General features: G+C 50.0%; 18 protein-coding genes and 1 pseudogene. 12 read left to right on the top strand and 7 right to left on the bottom strand.

Annotated elements, in window-relative coordinates; all coding sequences use genetic code 11:
* Positions 1 to 31 precede the first annotated feature (31 nt).
* Together EZMO1_RS08665 and EZMO1_RS27595 are read right to left on the bottom strand one after the other, a co-directional pair.
* Positions 32 to 667 carry an O-methyltransferase gene (locus EZMO1_RS08665; protein WP_034874143.1) on the bottom strand — a complete coding sequence of 212 codons (636 nt, stop codon included), beginning with the start codon at positions 665 to 667 and terminating at the stop codon, positions 32 to 34.
* Between the two features lie 155 nt (positions 668 to 822).
* Positions 823 to 972: pseudogene (locus tag EZMO1_RS27595) on the bottom strand (IS982 family transposase); the annotation flags it as partial.
* Positions 973 to 1,179: 207 nt separating this feature from the next.
* Between EZMO1_RS27595 and EZMO1_RS08660 the strand changes: the two are divergent.
* Positions 1,180 to 2,181, top strand: coding sequence for a hypothetical protein (locus EZMO1_RS08660; RefSeq protein ID WP_034874145.1), 1,002 nt, complete (start codon positions 1,180 to 1,182; stop codon positions 2,179 to 2,181).
* 140 nt (positions 2,182 to 2,321) lie between these two features.
* On the opposite strand, the gene EZMO1_RS08655 is transcribed toward EZMO1_RS08660, so the two are convergent.
* From EZMO1_RS08655 to ispZ, 3 genes are read right to left on the bottom strand one after another with little or no spacing between them, the layout of a single operon-like run.
* A complete protein-coding gene (locus tag EZMO1_RS08655) occupies positions 2,322 to 3,011 on the bottom strand; it encodes a TIGR04211 family SH3 domain-containing protein (protein ID WP_034874147.1) in 690 nt (229 codons plus the stop codon).
* A gap of 29 nt (positions 3,012 to 3,040) precedes the next feature.
* Entirely contained in the window at positions 3,041 to 3,340 is a 300-nt protein-coding gene (locus tag EZMO1_RS08650) for a YciI family protein (protein ID WP_034874149.1), read from the bottom strand.
* The gene (gene ispZ / locus EZMO1_RS08645; protein WP_034874151.1) at positions 3,341 to 3,958 is read right to left on the bottom strand and encodes a septation protein IspZ; all 618 of its coding nucleotides are present in this window, start codon (positions 3,956 to 3,958) and stop codon (positions 3,341 to 3,343) included.
* Between the two features lie 210 nt (positions 3,959 to 4,168).
* Here ispZ and EZMO1_RS08640 point away from each other — a divergent pair, with 210 nt between their 5' ends.
* The 10 genes from EZMO1_RS08640 (at position 4,169) to rapA (ending at position 16,392) form a co-directional block, all read left to right on the top strand.
* Positions 4,169 to 5,056: a PHP domain-containing protein gene (locus tag EZMO1_RS08640; RefSeq protein ID WP_034874153.1), complete on the top strand. Its 888-nt coding sequence runs from the start codon at positions 4,169 to 4,171 to the stop codon at positions 5,054 to 5,056.
* A gap of 6 nt (positions 5,057 to 5,062) precedes the next feature.
* On the top strand, positions 5,063 to 5,776 hold the full coding sequence (locus EZMO1_RS08635; protein WP_034874155.1) for a pseudouridine synthase: 714 nt from the start codon (positions 5,063 to 5,065) through the stop codon (positions 5,774 to 5,776).
* A 122-nt stretch (positions 5,777 to 5,898) separates the two neighbouring features.
* Positions 5,899 to 6,522: an L-threonylcarbamoyladenylate synthase gene (locus EZMO1_RS08630; protein ID WP_034875337.1), complete on the top strand. Its 624-nt coding sequence runs from the start codon at positions 5,899 to 5,901 to the stop codon at positions 6,520 to 6,522.
* A 304-nt stretch (positions 6,523 to 6,826) separates the two neighbouring features.
* Complete coding sequence (locus tag EZMO1_RS08625; protein WP_034874157.1) at positions 6,827 to 8,002, top strand: tryptophan--tRNA ligase; 1,176 nt, start codon at positions 6,827 to 6,829, stop codon at positions 8,000 to 8,002.
* Between the two features lie 220 nt (positions 8,003 to 8,222).
* The gene (locus EZMO1_RS08620) at positions 8,223 to 9,107 is read left to right on the top strand and encodes a segregation and condensation protein A (RefSeq protein WP_034874159.1); all 885 of its coding nucleotides are present in this window, start codon (positions 8,223 to 8,225) and stop codon (positions 9,105 to 9,107) included.
* Between the two features lie 15 nt (positions 9,108 to 9,122).
* Entirely contained in the window at positions 9,123 to 9,962 is an 840-nt protein-coding gene (gene scpB / locus EZMO1_RS08615) for an SMC-Scp complex subunit ScpB (RefSeq protein WP_034874161.1), read from the top strand.
* 75 nt (positions 9,963 to 10,037) lie between these two features.
* Positions 10,038 to 10,949, top strand: coding sequence for a 23S rRNA pseudouridine(2605) synthase RluB (gene rluB / locus EZMO1_RS08610; protein ID WP_034874163.1), 912 nt, complete (start codon positions 10,038 to 10,040; stop codon positions 10,947 to 10,949).
* A 147-nt stretch (positions 10,950 to 11,096) separates the two neighbouring features.
* Positions 11,097 to 12,869, top strand: coding sequence for a hypothetical protein (locus tag EZMO1_RS08605; protein ID WP_034874165.1), 1,773 nt, complete (start codon positions 11,097 to 11,099; stop codon positions 12,867 to 12,869).
* A gap of 141 nt (positions 12,870 to 13,010) precedes the next feature.
* Entirely contained in the window at positions 13,011 to 13,289 is a 279-nt protein-coding gene (locus tag EZMO1_RS08600; RefSeq protein WP_034874166.1) for a YebG family protein, read from the top strand.
* A gap of 286 nt (positions 13,290 to 13,575) precedes the next feature.
* Positions 13,576 to 16,392 (top strand): RNA polymerase-associated protein RapA, encoded by a 2,817-nt coding sequence (gene rapA, locus EZMO1_RS08595; protein ID WP_236631975.1) that lies wholly within the window; start codon positions 13,576 to 13,578, stop codon positions 16,390 to 16,392.
* 64 nt (positions 16,393 to 16,456) lie between these two features.
* On the opposite strand, the gene EZMO1_RS08590 is transcribed toward rapA, so the two are convergent.
* Both EZMO1_RS08590 and lpxL read right to left on the bottom strand, forming a co-directional pair.
* Positions 16,457 to 17,887: a coiled-coil domain-containing protein gene (locus EZMO1_RS08590; protein ID WP_034874168.1), complete on the bottom strand. Its 1,431-nt coding sequence runs from the start codon at positions 17,885 to 17,887 to the stop codon at positions 16,457 to 16,459.
* 171 nt (positions 17,888 to 18,058) lie between these two features.
* Positions 18,059 to 18,910 (bottom strand): LpxL/LpxP family Kdo(2)-lipid IV(A) lauroyl/palmitoleoyl acyltransferase, encoded by an 852-nt coding sequence (gene lpxL, locus EZMO1_RS08585; protein WP_236631976.1) that lies wholly within the window; start codon positions 18,908 to 18,910, stop codon positions 18,059 to 18,061.
* A 279-nt stretch (positions 18,911 to 19,189) separates the two neighbouring features.
* On the opposite strand from lpxL, the gene minC reads away from it, so the two are divergent.
* A complete protein-coding gene (minC, locus tag EZMO1_RS08580; RefSeq protein WP_051789622.1) occupies positions 19,190 to 19,975 on the top strand; it encodes a septum site-determining protein MinC in 786 nt (261 codons plus the stop codon).
* Positions 19,976 to 19,998 lie beyond the last annotated feature (23 nt).

Here is a 19,998-nt window from a genome sequence, read left to right as displayed (position 1 = left end):
TTATAAATAGCAGGATGTCGTCTGACCAGAACTACAACTTTCGAAGAATGTTCAAACCGTGCCGCACCGGCAGCAACACATTTTCAACATCGGTTCGTTCACAGATATGCTGGTTAAGATCAACAATCGCCTGTGTGCGTTCGTCCCGAGGGTTCAATACCTTTCCTTTCCAGAGCGCATCGTCAATGATAATCAGTCCACCAGCACGCATCATTGGCAACGTCATTTCCAGATAGTCCTGATACTTTTTCTTGTCCGCATCAATAAAGACCATATCCAACTCGCCTTCAATGGCCGGGATTGTCTCAAGCGCCATACCAAACAGAACATTCAGCTTATGGGATAAACCGGCCTGTTCAAAAAATTCTTCGGCAATAGCAATCGCCCTCGGATTACTTTCGCAGCACAGAATCTCACCATCATCAGGCAGCGCCTCGGCAATGGATAACGCGGCATAACCGGTAAACATGCCAATTTCCAGAACCCGACGGGCATTGCTAATCGCAGCCAGCAGTTTCAGTGTCTGACCCACCAGGCGGCCAGACATATTGTCGGGGTAACGGGTCCGGTCACGGGTCGCCTGCGCCAGTGCCTGCAAAGCGGGCGATTCCTGTCCGGTCATGTCATGACAGTACTGTTCCAGCTCCGGAGTGACGATATCCGTCATTGCTCTACCTTACATTCTCTACAATCACACCGCGCTGGATTTTATAGCAATTCCTCAAGCTTGCAATTCGATTGGCACCACTTTAACGTCGGCATGAACAGATTTCAGAGAAAACAACAATGCCAAAAACCATCATTGACCTGAGTTCGGCATAACTAAACGGTAATCAGAACCAGCCCTAAGTGTTGAATGTCAAGGGATGGCTTCTTTTCTTGGTAGGTATAAGCGATTAAACCTGAGAGCAGGTTGATCATAAAATTCGCTACTGAGTGATGCCGAGAGTGTTCAATTTGACAAATAGGCTTCGGGTACAAGGGGTACAAGATTCCTCACGAAGCATTTAAAGAGTTAACCGGAATAAATGCAAGAAAAGTCATGGGTTATGCACTTATAACTTGAATTCAGGAGTTAGTATTTCTAACAAAAAGTGTTATCTGGGAACTGCACCACAGGTTCTTTATCTAAAATCCCAATCAGACTTAACAATACAAATGGAAACAGGAGGTTCAGACATGATGGAAGGAATTACTCACTATGCGCGTTCTGCCCTGAATACTTTCACGTATTCAGCATGTGAAAGCTATAACCGGTCTTCACAGTTTTGTGGCCGGATGGTAACCGTGATACCCAATACACTGAATAAGCTTAGTGCCTGGGATGGTGTTAGTTTGCTGTCAGGATTAGTATGGCCTTGTACTGCTACCTTGCCAGTCATCATTCCTACTTTAGCAACAAAATACATGTGTGCTTCGGCAGAGTATAAAATTGCTCTGGAAATAGAGAAGAATAGAGAATTAGAAGAAAAGTACACTAATTGCAAAGCTGATTCTAAAGAAAGAGACGCAGAACTTTCAAAGCTAATTTGTGAGAGTGAAAAACGAATCAAGGCTATGAAAGACAGTCAGCAAAACTATAGAAAATTAGCAGACAGAAGCGCGGTATCTGTTAGTAATTTTGCTAAATATACGGCTACAGCCCTGAGTCAGTTTTATCTTGGCAGAATTGGTATTTTAAGTGCCGCTATTGGTCTTTCCAACCGATATTGTAAAAATTCTGAAGAAAAGCAGGTTTATATTAGCCTGGCTAAAAAAGCAGATGAAGAAAGGGAAAAAATGGAGGCATTAAAAAATAAAATTTATGAAGCAAAGCTTGAAGCTTTACAAATGAAGCTGACTGAAGAGAAGTTTGGAAAAAAAACAGAAGTTCGGGAACTTACAAGAAGGATAGAAGTTTCTGATTTTCAACTGGCCGATTTGCAAGCAGAGCTTGAGCTCATTCTTGAGAGGAATGAAAAAAAGAAAAGAGAGACAGACAGCCCGGATAAGGAAAACACGGATTGCGCGCCAGAATCGGCAACAATGGCTAAGAAAGACAGCCCGGATAAGGAAAACACTGTTCTTGCAGATACAAAAGATTCTGAAAAACAGAAGGGAAAATCCGAAAGCACTAGTGATAATTGGGAGGGAGGGTTAGATCCTGAACTCGATAGGTATTTTGCAGAATATGGTGTTTAAACACCACCTTCCCTGCACAACTGCCGGCTAGCCCTTCGCCCTCATCTGGCTGGACAGGGGACTTTCACCCCCAAGCTGTGCAACATGCTCGGCACACCATGAGATTGCAACCGTTTGTTCAACGGCTGCAATTCTCTTATTTACACCCAGTCAGACGCAGGCTTTCTACGCAACCGCACCATAGGCAGAAACAGACCCAACAGAATACCCATCAGAATGGTGCCACCACCATACAGATACCAGCGGATACTGTTATTTCTGACCAGCTGGGCATTTTCGGCCTCAACCACTTCTACCCGGTTTTTGTAACGCAGGTTTTCTTCCATCAGCTGTTTGTTGCGGCGATCCAGCGCCAGCGGCTCGGCGGTGGCTTCACGTAAACTCACCAGTTCGGTGGTTTTTTCATCCAGCATGTTGGATGTGTTTTTAAGACTGGCTTTAACAGACTGCAACTCGTTTTCCCGCTGCTTCAGCTGAGCCTCAAGTTGCTGCAACTGCGTGGTCAGCTGCTGGTTTTTCTCCTGTTCTTTTGGCAACCGACTACGGGCGGGCTGCTGATCCATCAGGTACTGGGTACGAACATAACCTTCAGAACCATCGGACATCTGAACTTTGGTAAAGCCCTCTCCGGCGTTTTCTTCCAGTACCGTCATTCGGGTGCCGGTTCTTAACCCCTGGTGCAATATCCGGTATTGATTGCCGGGGCCTGCCCTCAAGGGTACATAAACGATATCGGTGACGTATTTGTTAGCCGCCTGCACATCTGCAGCATTGCCCGAGAGCCATACTACAGCCAGTGCAAACATCATGTTTTTTACAATCAGCTTCATGCGCTTTATTCAAATATCTGCGTACTGCCTCAGGGCAATACTTTCTTAAAAGGTTTAACCACTACCTTGCGATAGACACCTGCGTCCATATAAGGATCAGCATCGGCCCAGACCTGAGCCGCATCAAGGGATTCAAATTCGGCCACCACAAGGCTTCCGGTAAAGCCAGATTCACCGGGATCATTACTGTCAATAGCGGGCAATGGACCGGCCAGTATCAAACGACCTTGTTCTTTTAACTGCTCCAGACGAGCCAGGTGCGCAGGTCGTGACGCTTTTCGTAACGGCAGGCTGTTCTCAACATCTTCACTGATTACTGCATACAGCATTTATTTTTCCTCTGAGCTTTTTATTCCGCCAGTCGAGTCACTGGTTGCGGCATCCGTATTGATGTACTTGGACAGAAATACGAACTGCAGGATGACAAAACCAAAAGTAAGAATCAAACTGCCAAAGACTTTGAAGTCCACCCAGATGTCATGGAACGTGAAAGCAACAAACAGGTTGGCCGCACCGAGCAGGGTAAAGAAAACCACCCAGCTCATATTCAGGCGGGTCCAGATCGCGTCAGGCAACGTCATAACATGCCCCATCATACGCTGAACCAGAGTTTTACTACCGACAAACTGACTACCCAGGAAGGCAGCAGCAAAAATCCAGTTAACAATAGGCGCCTTCCACTTCAAAAACATTTCATCGTGAAAGGCCAGTGTCATACCACCAAACAGGATAACGGCTACCAGAGTAATCATCTGGCTTTTTTCAAGATGCCTGGACTTGAGGTACATACCGCCATAAACAATAACAGAGGCGACCATGAGTGCGAGTGTGGCACTGAACGGACCACCGAGTTCAAAACTCTGTCCGGCCAGCTCCATGGTTCTCGGATCCATTTTATAGATTGTAAAAAAGACAATCAGGGGAATAAAATCAATCAATTGTTTCATAGTTAAGCAGTCAGATTACCGTTCTGATGATAAAACCATATAAGGAGATGGCTGTTTTTACCATTCTGACAGAACCTGAATTACAAAACACTGACGAAAAAATCGCCAGCCAGAGAGTATGATCAGGCAATGAAACAGCCACAGATACAGCCACATGTACAGCCACATGTACAGAAAGTGTAATCAGACCCGGGAGATTTTTGAACAACGATGAGTATTAATGCGGACCTTCACTGTCACACCACCGCTTCAGACGGAACCCTCGGTCCGCTTGAGTTATACCTCAGAGCCATGCATCAGGGCGTAGAACTACTGGCCATTACTGACCATGATTCCGTGGCTGCCCACCATTTTCTTCAGCAACATGAGCTGAATGGCCCGCGCCTGATTTCCGGTATTGAACTGTCCACCACCTGGTCGGGGGTTGAAATCCATATCGTCGGACTGAATTTTCCTCTGGATCATCCTGACCTTGAACGCATTATCCAGAATCAGGACAACGCCCGACGTCAACGCTCCCTGCACATTGCCAAAAAACTGGTTAAACAGTTACGCCTGACCATTACAGAAGAACAGCTTTTTTCCGAAGTGGTCGATATCGCTCTGTCGCGGCAGAAAAACACCAGCGATGGTTTTACCCTGACGCCGGAAACGGTTCAGACCGGTCGCCCGCACTTTGCCCAGTGGTTGATTAACAACGACTATGTCAAAGACGCTAATGCCGCCTTTGACCACTACCTGAATGATAAAAAACTCGGCAATCTGCGCCAGTTCTGGCCACCCATGAGCCAGGCCATTGCCTGGCTGCGTGCACTGGGCGGCAAAGCAGTGCTGGCTCACCCGGGAAAGTACAAAATGACCCGCACCAAATTCAGGGCACTGATCAAGGACTTCAAACTGGCGGGCGGCCATGCCATGGAAGTGGTGGGCGGCGTTGTGATTCCCGGACAAACCGAGCAGTTTGTCGAACTGTGTCAGGAGTTTGAGTTGGAAGCATCCCGTGGCAGCGACTTCCATTCACCCGATTATCGTTGGGTGGAACTGGGCAGACTACGCCCGATTCCGGACACGGTTCAGGTGGTGTGGCAGGATTTTTAACCGATCATGATTCGAATTGCGAAGTATATTGCTGCCTCAGGTCTCTGTTCCAGGCGCGCCGCCAGTCGTTTGATTGACTCAGGACAGGTTCAGGTCAATGGCAGAGCTGCCAACCATATCGATCACGTCAATAAACACGATAACATTGTCGTTAATGGTCTGACGGTAAAGGCTCCCGAAGAACGCTGCTATTACCTTTATAACAAACCGGTTGGCATTGACTGTGTCTGCAAGCCGCAGGATGTCAGCAGCATTATTCACCAGATCAATACACCCGTCCGGGTATTCCCCGTTGGACGACTCGATAAAGACTCCCATGGTCTGATGCTGTTAACCAATGATGGAGAGCTTTGCCAGAAGCTCTTACACCCGGATTATGTTCATGAGAAAGAATACCGGGTTGCGGTGGACAAGCCTGTAACTGACGCCTTTCTGGAAAAAATGTCCGCCGGTGTCACCTATAACGCCGGTAACAAACTGATCATCACCCGACCCTGTCGGGTTAAACGACAATCTGACAATGAATTCCGGATCACCCTGACTCAGGGCATGAACCGCCAAATCCGTCGGATGTGCAAAGCCTTAGGTTATCGGGTGATAGAACTGCAACGGCTGCGAATGGAATCCCTGAAGCTGGGAGACCTGCCCCTCAATCAGATTCAAAACCTGTCTGAACATCAGGTTTTGCAGCTCAAACAAACACTTGATTCAAATCGTTGATCTCACCCAATGCAATGGTATGATGCCGAACCTTACTTCACCTGAGCGGAAACTTGCCGACACCTGCATTTATCTACCCGCGAGCACAATGCAAGGCGCAAGGGACCATGATTTGGATCACCATGAGTCAATTTTTTCAGATTCACCCTGACAACCCGCAACCACGGCTGGTGCGTCAGGCGGTTGAGATCATGCGTAATGGCGGTGTGATCGCCTACCCCACTGATTCGGCTTACGCCCTGGGCTGCCTGATGGGTGAAAAAAAAGCCGTCGATCGAATTCGCAGTATTCGTCATCTGGACGACAAGCATAACTTCACACTGGTCTGTCGGGATTTGTCGGAACTGGCGGTCTATGCCCAGGTCAACAACAGCCAGTACCGACTCCTGAAAACTGCCACACCCGGACCGTATACCTTTATTCTCAAAGGCACCAGAGAAGTTCCCCGACGGTTGATGCATCCTAAACGTCGCACCATTGGCATAAGGGTGCCAGAGTGCGCCATTGTTGATGCACTGCTGGCGGAGATTGATGCTCCCATTATGAGTACCACCCTGCAGCTTCCGGCCGATGATCAACCCATGACCGATGCTTACGACATCCGTCAAATGCTGGAAAGCCAGCTGGATCTGGTCATTGATGGTGGTTACCGGGATGGCGACCCGACCACAGTAGTCAGTCTGCTGAATGACACTCCGGAAATTCTGCGGGAAGGGAAAGGTAATATCAGACTGTTCACCACATGAACGGCATCGCTGTGTTCATAAGTACCCAACCATATGAAACCATATTTTCTGACTCATTGCTCAGGCACCCTGACTGCGTTGCAACTCTGGTCACATAGCTTGCTATGCTCCCGTCGTTGCGCCTTGCAGGATACCTGCCCAATAAGCCAGAAATATTCGATTCCATATGGCCGGGTACTTAGCAGCACATTTTGCAGGAAAAGTGCTTTTCCCTGTCATTAATCTATCGTAACCTGACGGATCAGGAATTCCACAGGAGAGACCCTTGAGCGCAGTAGATTCCCAGTCGCGCATACTATCAGGGATGCGACCCACCGGCCGACTGCATCTGGGCCATTATCATGGTGTGTTGAAAAACTGGCTGACCCTTCAGCATGAGTACGAATGCTTCTTTTTTGTTGCTGACTGGCACGCACTGACCACTCATTACGAAGACCCTGCATCGATCGAAGAAAACGTCTGGGAAATGGTCATTGACTGGCTGGCAGCCGGTGTTAACCCGGGATCTGCCACCCTGTTCATTCAGTCCAAAGTACCCGAACATGCCGAACTGAACCTGTTGCTGTCCATGATCACCCCGCTGTCCTGGCTCGAACGGGTGCCCAGCTACAAGGATCAGCAGGAAAAACTGCGCGAACGGGATCTTTCTACTCACGGTTTTCTTGGCTACCCACTGCTGCAAAGTGCCGACATTCTGCTCTATCGTGCCGGACTGGTTCCGGTCGGTGCCGATCAGGAAGCCCATATTGAAATCACCCGGGAAATCGCCCGACGTTTCAACCATCTTTATGGTCGGGAGCCCGGCTTTGAAGATAACGCGGAAGCGGCTATTCGCAAGATGGGTAAAAAGACCGGCACCCTGTATCGCAACCTGCGCCGGGCTTATCTGGAAAAAGGTGACGACGAAGCACTGGAAACCGCCAGAGCGTTGCTGAAAGAACAATCCAACATCACTCTGGGCGATCAGGAAAGACTGTTTGGCTATCTCGAAGGTACCGGCAAGGTCATCCTTCCGGAACCACAGGCACTGCTGGCGCCACAGGCAAGAATGCCGGGGCTGGACGGACAGAAAATGTCGAAATCCTACGGCAACACCATCACCCTGCGTGAAGAGCCGGACGACATTACCAGCAAAATCCGCAAAATGCCCACTGACCCGGCACGTCAACGCCGCAACGACCCTGGCGAACCGGAAAAATGTCCGGTTTGGCAGCTACACAAGGTTTACTCGGATGAGGAACGCCAGAACTGGGTTCAGGAAGGCTGTCGCAATGCCGGCATTGGTTGCCTTGACTGTAAAAAACCGGTGATTGACGCCTGTCAGGCCGAGCTGGAGCCAATCCGAATGGAAGCCATGGAACTTGAACGCAATCAGGATGTCGTAAAAAACATCATTGCAGAAGGTTGTGAACAGGCAAGGGATGAAGCTCAGGATACTTTGCGTGATGTGCGTGATGCCATTGGCATTGACTATCGTTGAAAAAGATCAGCGTTGAAAAAGATCAGCGCTGAAATAGACCATCGCCAAACAGATGGTTGATTCTTGATCAGCAATGTATGACATTAGTAATTAATCCTGACCAATAACCCACTTTATTCCAGCAGTACCCTTTTCGTCGATGATGAAAAGGGTATTTTCAATGCAAAGTGGTTCGAAACCAAGCAGTTCGATAAGAGGAGCCTGACAAGGTGATAGCCCGATGACCACGACGGAAGCCGTGGCCGATGAGATGCCAGACAGCACGACGCCGGAAGAGCAAGCACCGGCACAAACCGATGCCTTTGACCTGAACGAGGCATCCGATGCTGCACTGGAAAACCGCATTCTGGTCATGGGACAGCCCATGGCCAAGCTGCCTGACGACCTTTATATTCCACCCGAAGCACTGGAAGTGTTTCTGGATGCCTTCGAGGGCCCCCTTGACCTGTTGTTGTACCTTATCAAACGCAACAACATGGATATCCTCAATATACAGGTGTACACCATTACCCAACAGTACATGGAGTACGTGGAACTGATGGAGTCCTCCCAGTTTGAGCTGGCGGCAGAATATCTGGTGATGGCTGCCACTCTGGCTGAAATCAAGTCTCGAATGCTGCTGCCCAGAGTCAGTGATGACGAGGAAGAAGAGGAAGATCCGAGAGCCGAGCTGATTCGCCGACTGCAGGAGTACGAACGCTTCAAGCAGGCAGCGGAAGACATTGATGAACTGCCACGACTGAATCGCAACATCTACCTTGTCAGTGCCGAACCACCCAATGTGGAGCTGGAACGTCCTCACCCTGACGTTGACCTGAAAGAAGTCATGCTGGCACTGGGCGAAGTACTGCGCCGGGCAGATATGTACGAAAACCATCAGATTGAACAAGAAGCCCTGTCTACACGTGAGCGTATGAGTCAGGTGTTATCACAACTGTCGTCTGACCGCTTTACGCCCTTTGTTGCCCTGTTCAGGGTGGATGAAGGACGACTGGGCGTGGTCGTGACCTTTATAGCAGTGATGGAACTGATCAAGGAATCCCTGATCGAACTGATACAAAACGAACCTTATGGCCCGATTCATGTGAAGGCCAGAATTGACTGACGAACAGACCGACTTATGGAAATCGAACAACTGCAACGCATTCTGGAAGGTGCCCTGCTGGCCAGCAACAAGCCACTGACTCTGGAGCATATGATGGCACTGTTTCCGGAAGAAGAAGCCCCGGACGCCAATGCCTTCCGTGAAGCACTGGTTGCCCTGTCGGAAAGCTGTGAAGGCCGTGGTTTCGAGCTGAAACAGGTGGCCTCGGGCTACCGTTTTCAGGTGCGGCAGGAGCTGGCGACCTGGGTTGGACGCTTATGGGAAGAAAAGCCGCAACGCTACACCCGGGCCCTGCTGGAAACGCTGGCATTGATTGCCTATCGACAGCCGATTACCCGGGGCGAGATCGAAGAAATTCGTGGCGTCAGTGTCAGCAGCAACATTGTCCGCACACTGCAAGAGCGAGAGTGGATTCGGGTGGTCGGTCACCGGGACGTACCCGGACGTCCTGCCATGTTTGCCACCACACGGCAGTTTCTGGATTACTTCAACCTTCAGAATCTCAATGAACTGCCACCGCTGTCCGAAATTCGTGACCTTGAAAAGATGGCCAAACAACTGACCGAAACACCCGAGCAGGGTTCACTGGAGGTCGAGCCTGCAGAAACGACTGAAGCAGTGGATGCCAGCGAAGTTCATGAAGTCATTGATGTTGAAGAACAGTCCGCGGCAGCCCTGTTCGCCGAGCTGGATGAAATGGAAGCCGATCTGCCTGATAACTTTGACGACCTGATTAAAAAGCAGAAGGTGGAGTCGCTGGAGCCGGATGAGAAAGAATCCAGTAACACGGAGTCTGTTGAAGACTCTGGCGACAGTACGGAATCCACCCGCAAAACCCCAGAAGATTCTCTATAGAATCTTCTGTCTGCCTTATTTATACTGCCCGCCTTTCGACAATGATGAGGTGGCATCGCCACCTGGTATAAAGCAATGACTACTGAAACAACGCCTCCCCAGGGTGAAAAACTGCAAAAAATCCTGGCGGGCGCTGGCATCGGCTCGCGCCGTGAGATGGAACGCTGGATCAGCGAAGGTCGTATCACCGTGAACGGTGAAAAGGCCTCTCTGGGTGATCGTGCTACCGCAGAAGATCGAATCTCTGTGGATGGTCGTCCGGTAAAACTCGACAACTACGCATCCAAAGTGCGTCGTGTAATTGCCTACAACAAGCCTGAAGGCGAGATCTGCAGCCGCTCCGATCCGGACGGTCGCCCAACCGTGTTTGACCGTCTGCCCAAGCTGAGCGGTGAGCGCTGGATTGCCATTGGCCGTCTCGACCTGAATACCTCCGGTTTGCTCCTGTTCACCACCGATGGTGAGCTGGCCAGCCGCCTTATGCACCCTTCCCACGAAATCGAGCGTGAATACGCTGTACGCGTCATGGGTAATGTCACTGAACAGAAAGTGAAAAATCTGTTTGAAGGCGTTGAACTGGAAGACGGCCCGGCACGCTTTACCGATATCGTTGACTCCGGCGGTGCAGGCATTAACCGCTGGTTCCACGTCTGCATTATGGAAGGTCGTAACCGCGAAGTCCGTCGTCTGTGGGAGTCCCAGGAACTCACCGTCAGCCGCCTGAAACGTGTGCGCTTTGCCAACGTCATCATCCCTGACCACCTGCGTATGGGTCAGTGGGAAGAGCTGGACAAAGACGCTATCGATACACTGGCCGCCCACGTAAAACTGGATCCGGCACCACTGCCAACCGTTCGCAAGCAGGCTCGTACCACTCGCACCGGCCTGAAAGGCCCTCGCGGCAAAACGGCTGCCCAGGGCAAAGGCAAGAAACGCCCATCCCCACACAAAAAAGCTTCCCCACACAAGCGTAACCGCTTTTCATAACCTTTCTGCCTTATGAACGCCGGGTTCCAGCCGGCGCTCAAAAGGCGAACCCATAAATCCTGATCTACGCTTCCCACCCTCTGCTGAACTAATATTCGGCTGTATGGTCATACAGTTAGTCTGCGAATCAGTAGCAAAGAGGGTTATATGCGTTTCTCACAAATAACAAGATCACTCCTTGTCAGTGCAACATTTCTCCTGTTTAGCCAGTCACTCCTTGCAGAAAGTCAGGCCTATCTGCACGCTCTGGCTACCGGCAAAAATAACAAACAACTCATCGTTCGCCTGCCTATGGACAAGCCTGAAGACGGCTCCTTGCCACTGGTCGGAAGAAAGGGATTAAGCGACCTTGACCACTTTGGCTCAAATCCTGCCGAAAGCCTGGCTGGCAGTCATGGTTATGCCTGGGAGCTGGCTGGAGAGTACGAAGAAACCTGTCCGGTTGAGTATAATTTCCAACTGACACAGAAACCGAGAGTGCATGAAAAAACCAAAATGCCTCTCAGCGTTGCTGAAAGCAACTCAAACCTGCCAAAAAGCCAGAACCTTATTGTTCTGGATGACGGAAGCCTGCTCTTCACCTGCCACCGCTCCCGCATTATTCTGAAACACCCTAATCGTCATGGTGCCAAAAAAGCCTACCGGTATCCGGAGCTTAATCTGGACATTACCGATTTTCTCACCGAAGGCTTCGATGAGAAACAGGAGTATAACCACGAACACGGTATTTCTCTGGCTTATAACAAAGTTAACGATATCGTCTACGCCGGCATTGAAGACCGTGTTTTTGGGCTGGACCTGGAAGCACTGGCAAAGCACCCTTCCTTTGCCAGAATTGACAGCAATGTCAAAGAACAGACCGAAGACTATCTGGACGCGAAATATAACTATGAGCAGGCCAACCTCCGAACGGGTAAAACACTGCCTTATGATGCCAGAGATTTCTTCATACCCCTGACCTCAATCATTAACAAAAGCTACTCCATTATTGCCCTGTCCGTTGTTTATCGCGGCGAAAATGAAACGCCCTATCTCTTTGCAAGCGTTGCAACGCCTGACTACGTCGAAGCACCCACTCCGTTGGAAATGTTCATGCTGGGAACGGATGGACGCTCAATTTTTCTCGCAAACGAACCTTCCTTCAACACCGGGCTTCAATACGGTCGCTTCGGCTATAAAAACGGAGAGCCCGACCCCGGCGGCAAAGGCATCAAGGGCGATTTAACCTTTATTGCTGCCGAGACAGACGTTCACTATGAGCCCGTCCTGGGCATGCACACTCATCACAATAATCCGGTATTTGTTTACCATCCCTACTACACCAGCGAACCCCTTGAGCTGATGACCAACCGGTTAAAAGAACAGGGCAGGCTCGATATGTATACCATGACACCTGACATCGTGAATCACTTTGTCCGATCCGGAGGGACTCGTCTGGTCAACCCGAAGGGTAATGCGGCATTGTTCCATATTTTCCGCACGTATAACTACCCGATCAAACGCAATGAGTTTGCCCCAAACATGCACAGCATGTACGAACGCGTCAGTTCAAGGGAAGTCAGAGGCAAAGGAGCAAAAGAGTGGTTGAACAATGACTACTTTTCTATCTTCCGGAATGTCTTTTACTCATACCCTTACAAGAGTGATATATCACTTAAAGTCGTGGCGCATATTCTGCCAAAAGCCGGTGACCAGCATTCAGCGGGTTGGGAAAAACTGTTCGATGACCAGTGGACAGAAGTCGCCAGTCTGCCCGATATGCTGATCCGAAAAACAGAAGATGGAGCACAGGCAAAAGAATCTGATCAGCCTGATCAGGCACTGAAAAAAGTTGCCGAAAAGTTCCACAAAAATCCATACGCCGACTACTGGCCAGGCGGACTTTACTGGGCTGCCTTCTATCTGGATGAACTGCGGTAAAAGCTACGCTCACTCACAAGCATAAAAAAACCGGAACATTCCGGTTTTTTTATGCTCTGGACTTATACCCTAGACAAAATAACTGTAATTATATACAGTATATAGAATATTACTAACCCCTATGCCAAACAGGAGAGGGCCATGTCAATTACCCCTATGTGGCGAGTTGATCGGGACGGGAGTATGTTTACAGACAAAAAATCCGCTGAAGAACATGACCGTATGCTGGAGCTGGCAGCCAATCTGACCACCCTGCTGGAAGATCACTTTACGATGGATGAACAGCTGGCAGAAGATATCGGCCTGTTACTGTCTCGCAACAAGGACATTCTGTCCAAAGCCTTCAAGGGCAAGCCTGACCTGGTGCTTGAAATTGGTAAGCCGTCCGACGAAAAAGACCCGGATTCTGAAGCGGCCTGACACTGTAACCCACCTGATTTACTCCGCACTCACCGAAGCAGAATCCACTCCGCTTCGGTTTCTGTCTATAATTCATAGGCTCTCCGCACCGGTACCGTGTTCACATGCACAACGTTCAAACGTAAAAAGGCAGCAAATCTAGCACTTGTACTGGTTGCTTATAGAAGTAATTCCGCTAATATAGCGCCCTTTTTTGTCTGGCAAGGTATGTAGTCACGACATGACGAGCTTCGTTCCTGGACAACGTTGGATTAGTGACACCGAAACTGAACAGGGTTTAGGCACTGTGCTTACCCTCGACGGACGGATGGTCACCCTACTGTTCCCCGCTACCGGTGAAACCCGGCTTTATTCCGTTAACAATTGCCCATTAACACGTGTGCAGTTCAACCCTGGTGACAAAGTAGAAAGTCACGAGGGCTGGATCATGACGGTAACAGACACCATTGAAAGCAATGGCCTGTTAACTTACGAAGGTGTGATCTCAGGCGGATCGTCTGATGGTCAGGCCGCTGTGTTGCCCGAATCCGGTCTGGGCAACTTTATTCGTTTCAACAAACCGCAGGATCGCATGCTGGCTGGTCAGATTGATCAGAACAGCAACTTTTCCCTGCGCTACAAAACCCTGCAGCACAACCACAAGCTGAAGCGTTCACCTCTGCGTGGACTGGTTGGCGCGCGCACCAGCCTGATTCCGCATCAGCTGCATATTGCCCGGGAAGTGTCTGGCCGACACGCTCCACGGGTGATGCTGGCTGACGAAGTGGGCATGGGTAAAACCATTGAGGCCGGTCTGATATTGCATCAGCAACTGGTCACCGGGCGGGCTGGCCGTATTCTGATTCTGGTGCCGGAAAGCCTGCAACATCAGTGGCTGGTCGAAATGTTGCGCCGCTTCAATCTGCACTTCAGCCTGTTTGATGAAGAACGCTGCCGTAACGCCGATGACGACAATCCGTTCAATACCGAACAGCTGATTCTGTGCAGTCTGGATTTTCTCAGCAACAATGCCGAACGCTTTGAGCAGGCCATGCAGACCGACTGGGATCTGTTGGTGGTCGATGAGGCCCATCACCTGGTCTGGGATGAAGAAAACCCGAGCACAGAGTACTGCACTGTCGAGCAACTCTCGCGCCATATTCCCGGCCTGTTGCTGCTGACAGCCACCCCGGAGCAAATGGGCCCTGAAAGCCACTTTGCCCGCCTTCGCCTGCTGGACCCTGATCGTTTCCACGATCTGGAAGCTTATCAGGAAGAAGAAAAGACCTACGAGCCTGTGGCTGAAGCGGTGCAGGAACTACTGGAAAATGATCGCCTGCCGGAAACCGCTCAGAAGCATCTGATCAGCTTCCTGGGGGCTGACTGCCAGAACCTGATTGATAACATCAATATGGGTGATGAAGAGCTGAGAGCGTCTTCCCGCGATCGACTGCTGCGCAGCCTGCTGGATCGTCATGGCACCGGACGTATTCTGTTCCGAAACACCCGTGCTGCGGTGGGTGGCTTCCCGGGACGTGTCGTTCAGGGTTATCCACAGCCATTACCGGAACTGTACCAGATCGCCCTGGAAGAAGAGACGGAGACCCGTTCCAGTCTTTATCCGGAACTGGCTTACCAGTCCCGCATCACCGTGGAAGATATGGACCCATGGTGGAAAGTCGATCCACGCACTGACTGGCTGATCAACCTGCTGAAACTGCTGAAGAAGCAGAAAGTACTGGTGATCTGCGCCAATGCCAACACGGCACTGGATCTGGAAGACGCTCTGCGCATTACTTCCGGCATTCCTGCTGGGGTTTTCCATGAAAACATGAGCATTGTTGAGCGTGACCGGGCTGCCGCATGGTTTGCCGATGAAGAGTACGGCGCTCAGGTACTGATCTGTTCCGAGATTGGCAGTGAAGGTCGTAACTTCCAGTTTGCTCATCATCTGGTACTGTTTGATCTGCCATCCCATCCGGATCTGCTGGAACAGCGCATTGGTCGTCTGGATCGAATTGGCCAGACGGAAACCATCAAGATTCATGTGCCCTACATCACCGGCACCAGTCAGGAGTTACTGTTCCACTGGTACGACAGAGGTCTGGATGCTTTTGCCGATACCTGCCCGTCAGGCAGTATGGTGTTTGAAAAGCATGGTGAGCAACTGCAAGCCCTGCTGCAGCCGGAAAGCAACACCACGCTGGAAGACATCGAACCCCTGATCAGCGAAACCGCGGCTCTGAATACCGAGGTCAAAGAGCATCTGCACAATGGTCGCGATCGCCTGTTGGAAATCAACTCCCGCGGACTGTCTTCCAATGAAGACATGATCAACGACATTGAAGAGCAGGAAGAACCACGACAGCTGAAGCGTTACATGGAAAAGCTGTTCGAAGGCTTTGGTGTAGAGTCGGAAGACCACTCCAGGCATTGTCTGGTGATTCGTCCGGGCAGCCACATGGTGACTTCATTCCCGATGCTTTCCGCTGACGGTATGACCGTGACCTTTGACCGCGAAATGGCGCTCTCCCGGGAAGACATGCACTTCCTGACCTGGGAACACCCGATGGTCAGCGACAGTATGGAAATGCTGCTCACCAGCGATATGGGCAACACATCAGTGGCGCTGTTGAAAAACAAAGCCCTGAAACCCGGCACCATGCTGCTGGAAGCCATCTATGTGGTGGAAAGCAGTGGTGATCGACGCCTGCAGCTGGATCGCTACCTGCCCGCCACACCAATTCGTTGTCTGATTGATCCGGGCATGAACAATCTGGCCTCCCGTGTCGCCTTTGATACGTTGAACTCTCAGTTACAGCCGATCAAAAAAGGCATGGCGAAAAAGCTGGTTAAAGCGCAGCGCGAACCCATTCTGAAAATGCTGGAACGTGCAGAAGGTTACGCCAAGGATGCTGTTCAGCCAATTGTGTCGGAAGCCTGTTCAGCCCTGCTCTCGGCGGTGACGGAAGAGATCAAACGTCTGGCGGCCCTGAAAGCGGTTAACCCTAACGTTCGTGATGAAGAGATTGAACATCTCAAGAATCAGGCAGCGATTGGGCATCAGTGTTTGCAGAATGCCATGCTGAGACTGGATGGTTTGCGATTGATGATTGCGGGTTGACACTCTCGCATTCAAAATGGCTTATGCCCTTTTCCTCGTTTGGAAAAGGGCATAATTCCACGTTTTATCTGAGATCAAGCTCATCATCGTCATCTACTGAAGGCTTCTGATCCACAGAGTGCGGAGGAGCTGGAGAGTTGCGTCCATCTAATGACTCGGTATCCTCAATGCCACTATCCTCGCCATCAGGAAAATCAAAGCCATTCTCCCAGCCGTCCTTGCCCCAATTATCATCATCTGCATTAGTTGCCTTGTAAGCAAAAGGACTGAAAGGACTCAGCGGCACCTTTCTATCAGAGGCCACCGGAAGTTCAAGCTTTTTGCCAGTGTACTTCTCCACCTGTTCCCGAAGAGCTTCGGGCGTATCGGTACCACGAATCATATCACCCATGCGCATCGCCACCATGCGCCCGACATAAATTTTTCGACCTAACTTTTTTTCAACAGTTGCATTGCCTCTGGCACTTAAAAATCTTTGTTCCAAGTCACCGATAACATCCACCCTGAAGCGTTTAAGCTGATCACCCTTGGCCATTTTCGCTGCGACATCCTTACCACCCATACGGCCAACCAAGCTTGGAAACTTCTCCAGAAGAACCAATAACTGCTGATACTCTTCCTCAGAGGACTGCATCCAGTCAACCATATCGTTATGAACAGCCTCCATAACCTCATCATTCTCTCGCTGCTGGTCGGTCAGGTAAGAGCGATCTACCCGAAGTTTCGCCAACCTTTCTCTGTCTTTGGAGACCTCATCCCTAAGCAGAACACGCTGTTCATTCAACTCTGCACGGGTTTTCTTAACACCGTTGTCGTCATAGATAACATCGGTTTTATCGTCATCCATCCGGATTAACAATTCAACAATTTCATTATGAGCGCTTCGCTGTGTTTCAATCCGGTCTTCCAGATCTTTAATCTCTTCGGAATCGTTCTTTAAGCCCTTTATATTCTTGGCTACGCTGGCATTGCGTTTTTTCAACTCTTTACGTTCACGGTCAAATTCCGCCTTCAACCGGTCCAGCTTATCACGCTGTTTCTTCGTCTTTGGCTTGGACAAACCAGGCACATCATCCCAGAAGCCTACCCTGACTTTTTGCACATGCTCCAGCTCTCGAATGTCATCCGCCTGAGGGTCATATCCGATTCTGTGATCTTTGCTGATTCTGGATTGCATGTTTCTGGTGACAGCCTGCATATGCTTGTGATCTCTGGTAATCTTGCGATCAGTAATATTCCGGGTATCCTGAAACTTGCCATCATTAATCTCCTGCTGCCTTATCTGGCGATCTTCTTTTCTTTGTCTCAGGTAGATTTTGGGATGACGTATGATAAAGGCCAGACGACTGAGTGTATTAAGGAAAGCTTTCCCCTCACTCTCACGCTGGCGCCCAAACAGCAATGTATCGTTATCAACACCCTTGGATCCAACCTGACTTCTGCCCGTGAAATAACCAGAAGAGTTGGGTTTAACCGGTCTTTGTGAGGGTCTCATCAATCAGCCTCCCTGCTGTCTGTGCGCCCGGCCAGCCCCGCTTAAAGGAATAACACCACGCAACATCGACTTTCTTTATAGAGAATATTTCTATATAGAACTGTAGAAAGACAGCCCGGCCATAGCAAACAGCTTCCAACGACCGCTTGTGCAGCAGGGCTAAACAGACGACTAACGGGCTTTTTTGTAAAAACCAGCCTCTCCTTCAGGGCGAGTCTTAAATCGCCTGTGCAGCCACATATATTGTTCCGGGTGTTTTTTTACCTGGTTTTCTATGTAACGATTGACCCTTTCAGCATCCCTCTGATCATCGCCTTCAGGAAAATCAGCCCATCCTTCAAACACTTCCAGCTCATAGCCACTGGCACCCGGCAAGCGCTTCAATACCATAGGAACCACCTGCGCTCTGCCCATTTTCGCCATCCTCGACGTCCCCGTTACAGTAGCCGCCTGCACCCCAAAAAAAGAGGCAAACACACTTTGCTTCGGGCCATAATCCTGATCCGGCGAATACCAGACCGTGCGCCCGCCACGCAATGACCGGAGCATTCCCCGCACATCCCTTCTGCCCAATAAACGACTCTGACGGTCATAACGTTGACGCTGCTTCCTCTGCATGTACTCAAACACCGGATTTTTGTGTTCCCGATAGGTGGCGTCAAGACTATGACGCAGGGCGATAAACGCGCCTGTAATTTCGATGGTGGTAAAATGCAGAATCAGCAGTAATTTCCCCTGCGCTCCCTCAAGGTGTTCCAATCCTTTAAAGCGCACCAGCTTTTCCAGCCTTGATTTTGGCCACCACCAGGCCATGACCACTTCCATCAAACCGATCCCCACCGATTCAAAATTAGCCTGCAGTAATGCCTCGCGTTCCTCAGCCGTCTTTTCCGGGAAACATTTTTCCAGATTCACCCTGGCAATATCCACTCGCTTGCCACCGCGATGATACAAACGCCTGCCAATCCATTCGCCAAAACGAACCAGCACCCGATAAGGTAACAATGACGGAAGTACGGTCAACCCCAAACCCAGCCAGATCAACCAGTACCTCGGGAGGAGAAAAGACCAGTAAAACCGGTCGGCTTCTGTTGTATTTGTAATTTTTTTCGACATAAACCCTGAACAACTGTCTTGAGCAAGTAAATTCAACAAGCAGAGTCATTAATAAGCGAAAACCAGTGACTTGTCACTTCTCACAGCCAACTATTTCAAAAGAAAGCAATCACAACAGCCTTGTACAAAATACTTGTGATTTGATACCCAGCCTATTACTCTCAGCAAAATATCAGGCTTGAGAGAATGGATATTGCTGTTATGGCCTCTGTTGTTAATTCCAAAAGTCCGCCCGCCTTTCAACTCAAAGGCAGTCTCTACACACTGACAACCCTTGAACTGCATACCACCAGCCACCGACGCTTGAAGCAACAGCTGGAAGGCATGACCAGCAAGGCGCCTCACTTTTTTCATCAGACACCTGTCGTTCTGGATCTTGACAAGCTATCAGACGACAGTGAAGATCTGAATCTGGTGAGCATACGACACCTGCTGCACCATACCGGAATGATCCTTGTTGCGCTTCGCGGAGGTACCGAGCATCATAAAAAAACTGCACAACTGGCTGGTGTCGCCTGGCTTCCGCACCAGAAGCAGAAAAGGCATAGCAATCCTCAAAACAGCAATGTCGTAATGCTCAGTCAACCCGACGCAAAGATTCCAGTAGAAAAGAACCGGCAGGAACCTGTACGACCAGAGGCCACTATTATCAGTCGTCCGGTACGTTCAGGGCAGCAGCTCTACTCGGAAGGCGATCTTATTGTCCTTGGCCAGGTCAGCGAAGGCGCAGAACTTCTGGCTGGCGGCCATATTCATATATACGGCTCGTTCCGGGGACGAGCCCTTGCCGGGGTTAACGGCGACAAAAAAGCCAGGATATTCTGTAACCAGTTTGAAGCCGAGCTGGTATCCATCAGCGGGCAGTACAAATTGACCAGTCAGGATCAAAGCAGCGTATGGAGTCATCGCTGGGGACAGAACGCACAAATATTCCTTGATAACGATCACTTGCACATAACTGCTCTTTCATAAATACTGGGGCCTCCAGTTAATCA

Source organism: Endozoicomonas montiporae CL-33, from assembly GCF_001583435.1.
Lineage (GTDB): Bacteria > Pseudomonadota > Gammaproteobacteria > Pseudomonadales > Endozoicomonadaceae > Endozoicomonas_A > Endozoicomonas_A montiporae.
The sequence above is the reverse complement of the archived record's forward strand: the minus strand, read 5'-3'. Positions and strand labels throughout refer to the sequence as shown.

Excerpts from the sequence above, each read along its gene's own strand:
- scpB (WP_034874161.1), top strand. The coding sequence starts at position 9,123 with ATGGAAATCGAACAACTGCAACGCATTCTGGAAGGTGCCCTGCTGGCC.
- EZMO1_RS08655 (WP_034874147.1), bottom strand. The coding sequence starts at position 3,011 with ATGAAGCTGATTGTAAAAAACATGATGTTTGCACTGGCTGTAGTATGG.
- rluB (WP_034874163.1), top strand. The coding sequence starts at position 10,038 with ATGACTACTGAAACAACGCCTCCCCAGGGTGAAAAACTGCAAAAAATC.
- EZMO1_RS08605 (WP_034874165.1), top strand. The coding sequence starts at position 11,097 with ATGCGTTTCTCACAAATAACAAGATCACTCCTTGTCAGTGCAACATTT.
- minC (WP_051789622.1), top strand. The coding sequence starts at position 19,190 with ATGGATATTGCTGTTATGGCCTCTGTTGTTAATTCCAAAAGTCCGCCC.
- EZMO1_RS08660 (WP_034874145.1), top strand. The coding sequence starts at position 1,180 with ATGATGGAAGGAATTACTCACTATGCGCGTTCTGCCCTGAATACTTTC.
- EZMO1_RS08635 (WP_034874155.1), top strand. The coding sequence starts at position 5,063 with ATGATTCGAATTGCGAAGTATATTGCTGCCTCAGGTCTCTGTTCCAGG.
- EZMO1_RS08650 (WP_034874149.1), bottom strand. The coding sequence starts at position 3,340 with ATGCTGTATGCAGTAATCAGTGAAGATGTTGAGAACAGCCTGCCGTTA.
- EZMO1_RS08630 (WP_034875337.1), top strand. The coding sequence starts at position 5,899 with ATGAGTCAATTTTTTCAGATTCACCCTGACAACCCGCAACCACGGCTG.
- EZMO1_RS08640 (WP_034874153.1), top strand. The coding sequence starts at position 4,169 with ATGAGTATTAATGCGGACCTTCACTGTCACACCACCGCTTCAGACGGA.
- ispZ (WP_034874151.1), bottom strand. The coding sequence starts at position 3,958 with ATGAAACAATTGATTGATTTTATTCCCCTGATTGTCTTTTTTACAATC.
- EZMO1_RS08625 (WP_034874157.1), top strand. The coding sequence starts at position 6,827 with ATGCGACCCACCGGCCGACTGCATCTGGGCCATTATCATGGTGTGTTG.
- EZMO1_RS08600 (WP_034874166.1), top strand. The coding sequence starts at position 13,011 with ATGTCAATTACCCCTATGTGGCGAGTTGATCGGGACGGGAGTATGTTT.
- EZMO1_RS08665 (WP_034874143.1), bottom strand. The coding sequence starts at position 667 with ATGACGGATATCGTCACTCCGGAGCTGGAACAGTACTGTCATGACATG.
- EZMO1_RS08590 (WP_034874168.1), bottom strand. The coding sequence starts at position 17,887 with ATGAGACCCTCACAAAGACCGGTTAAACCCAACTCTTCTGGTTATTTC.
- EZMO1_RS08620 (WP_034874159.1), top strand. The coding sequence starts at position 8,223 with ATGACCACGACGGAAGCCGTGGCCGATGAGATGCCAGACAGCACGACG.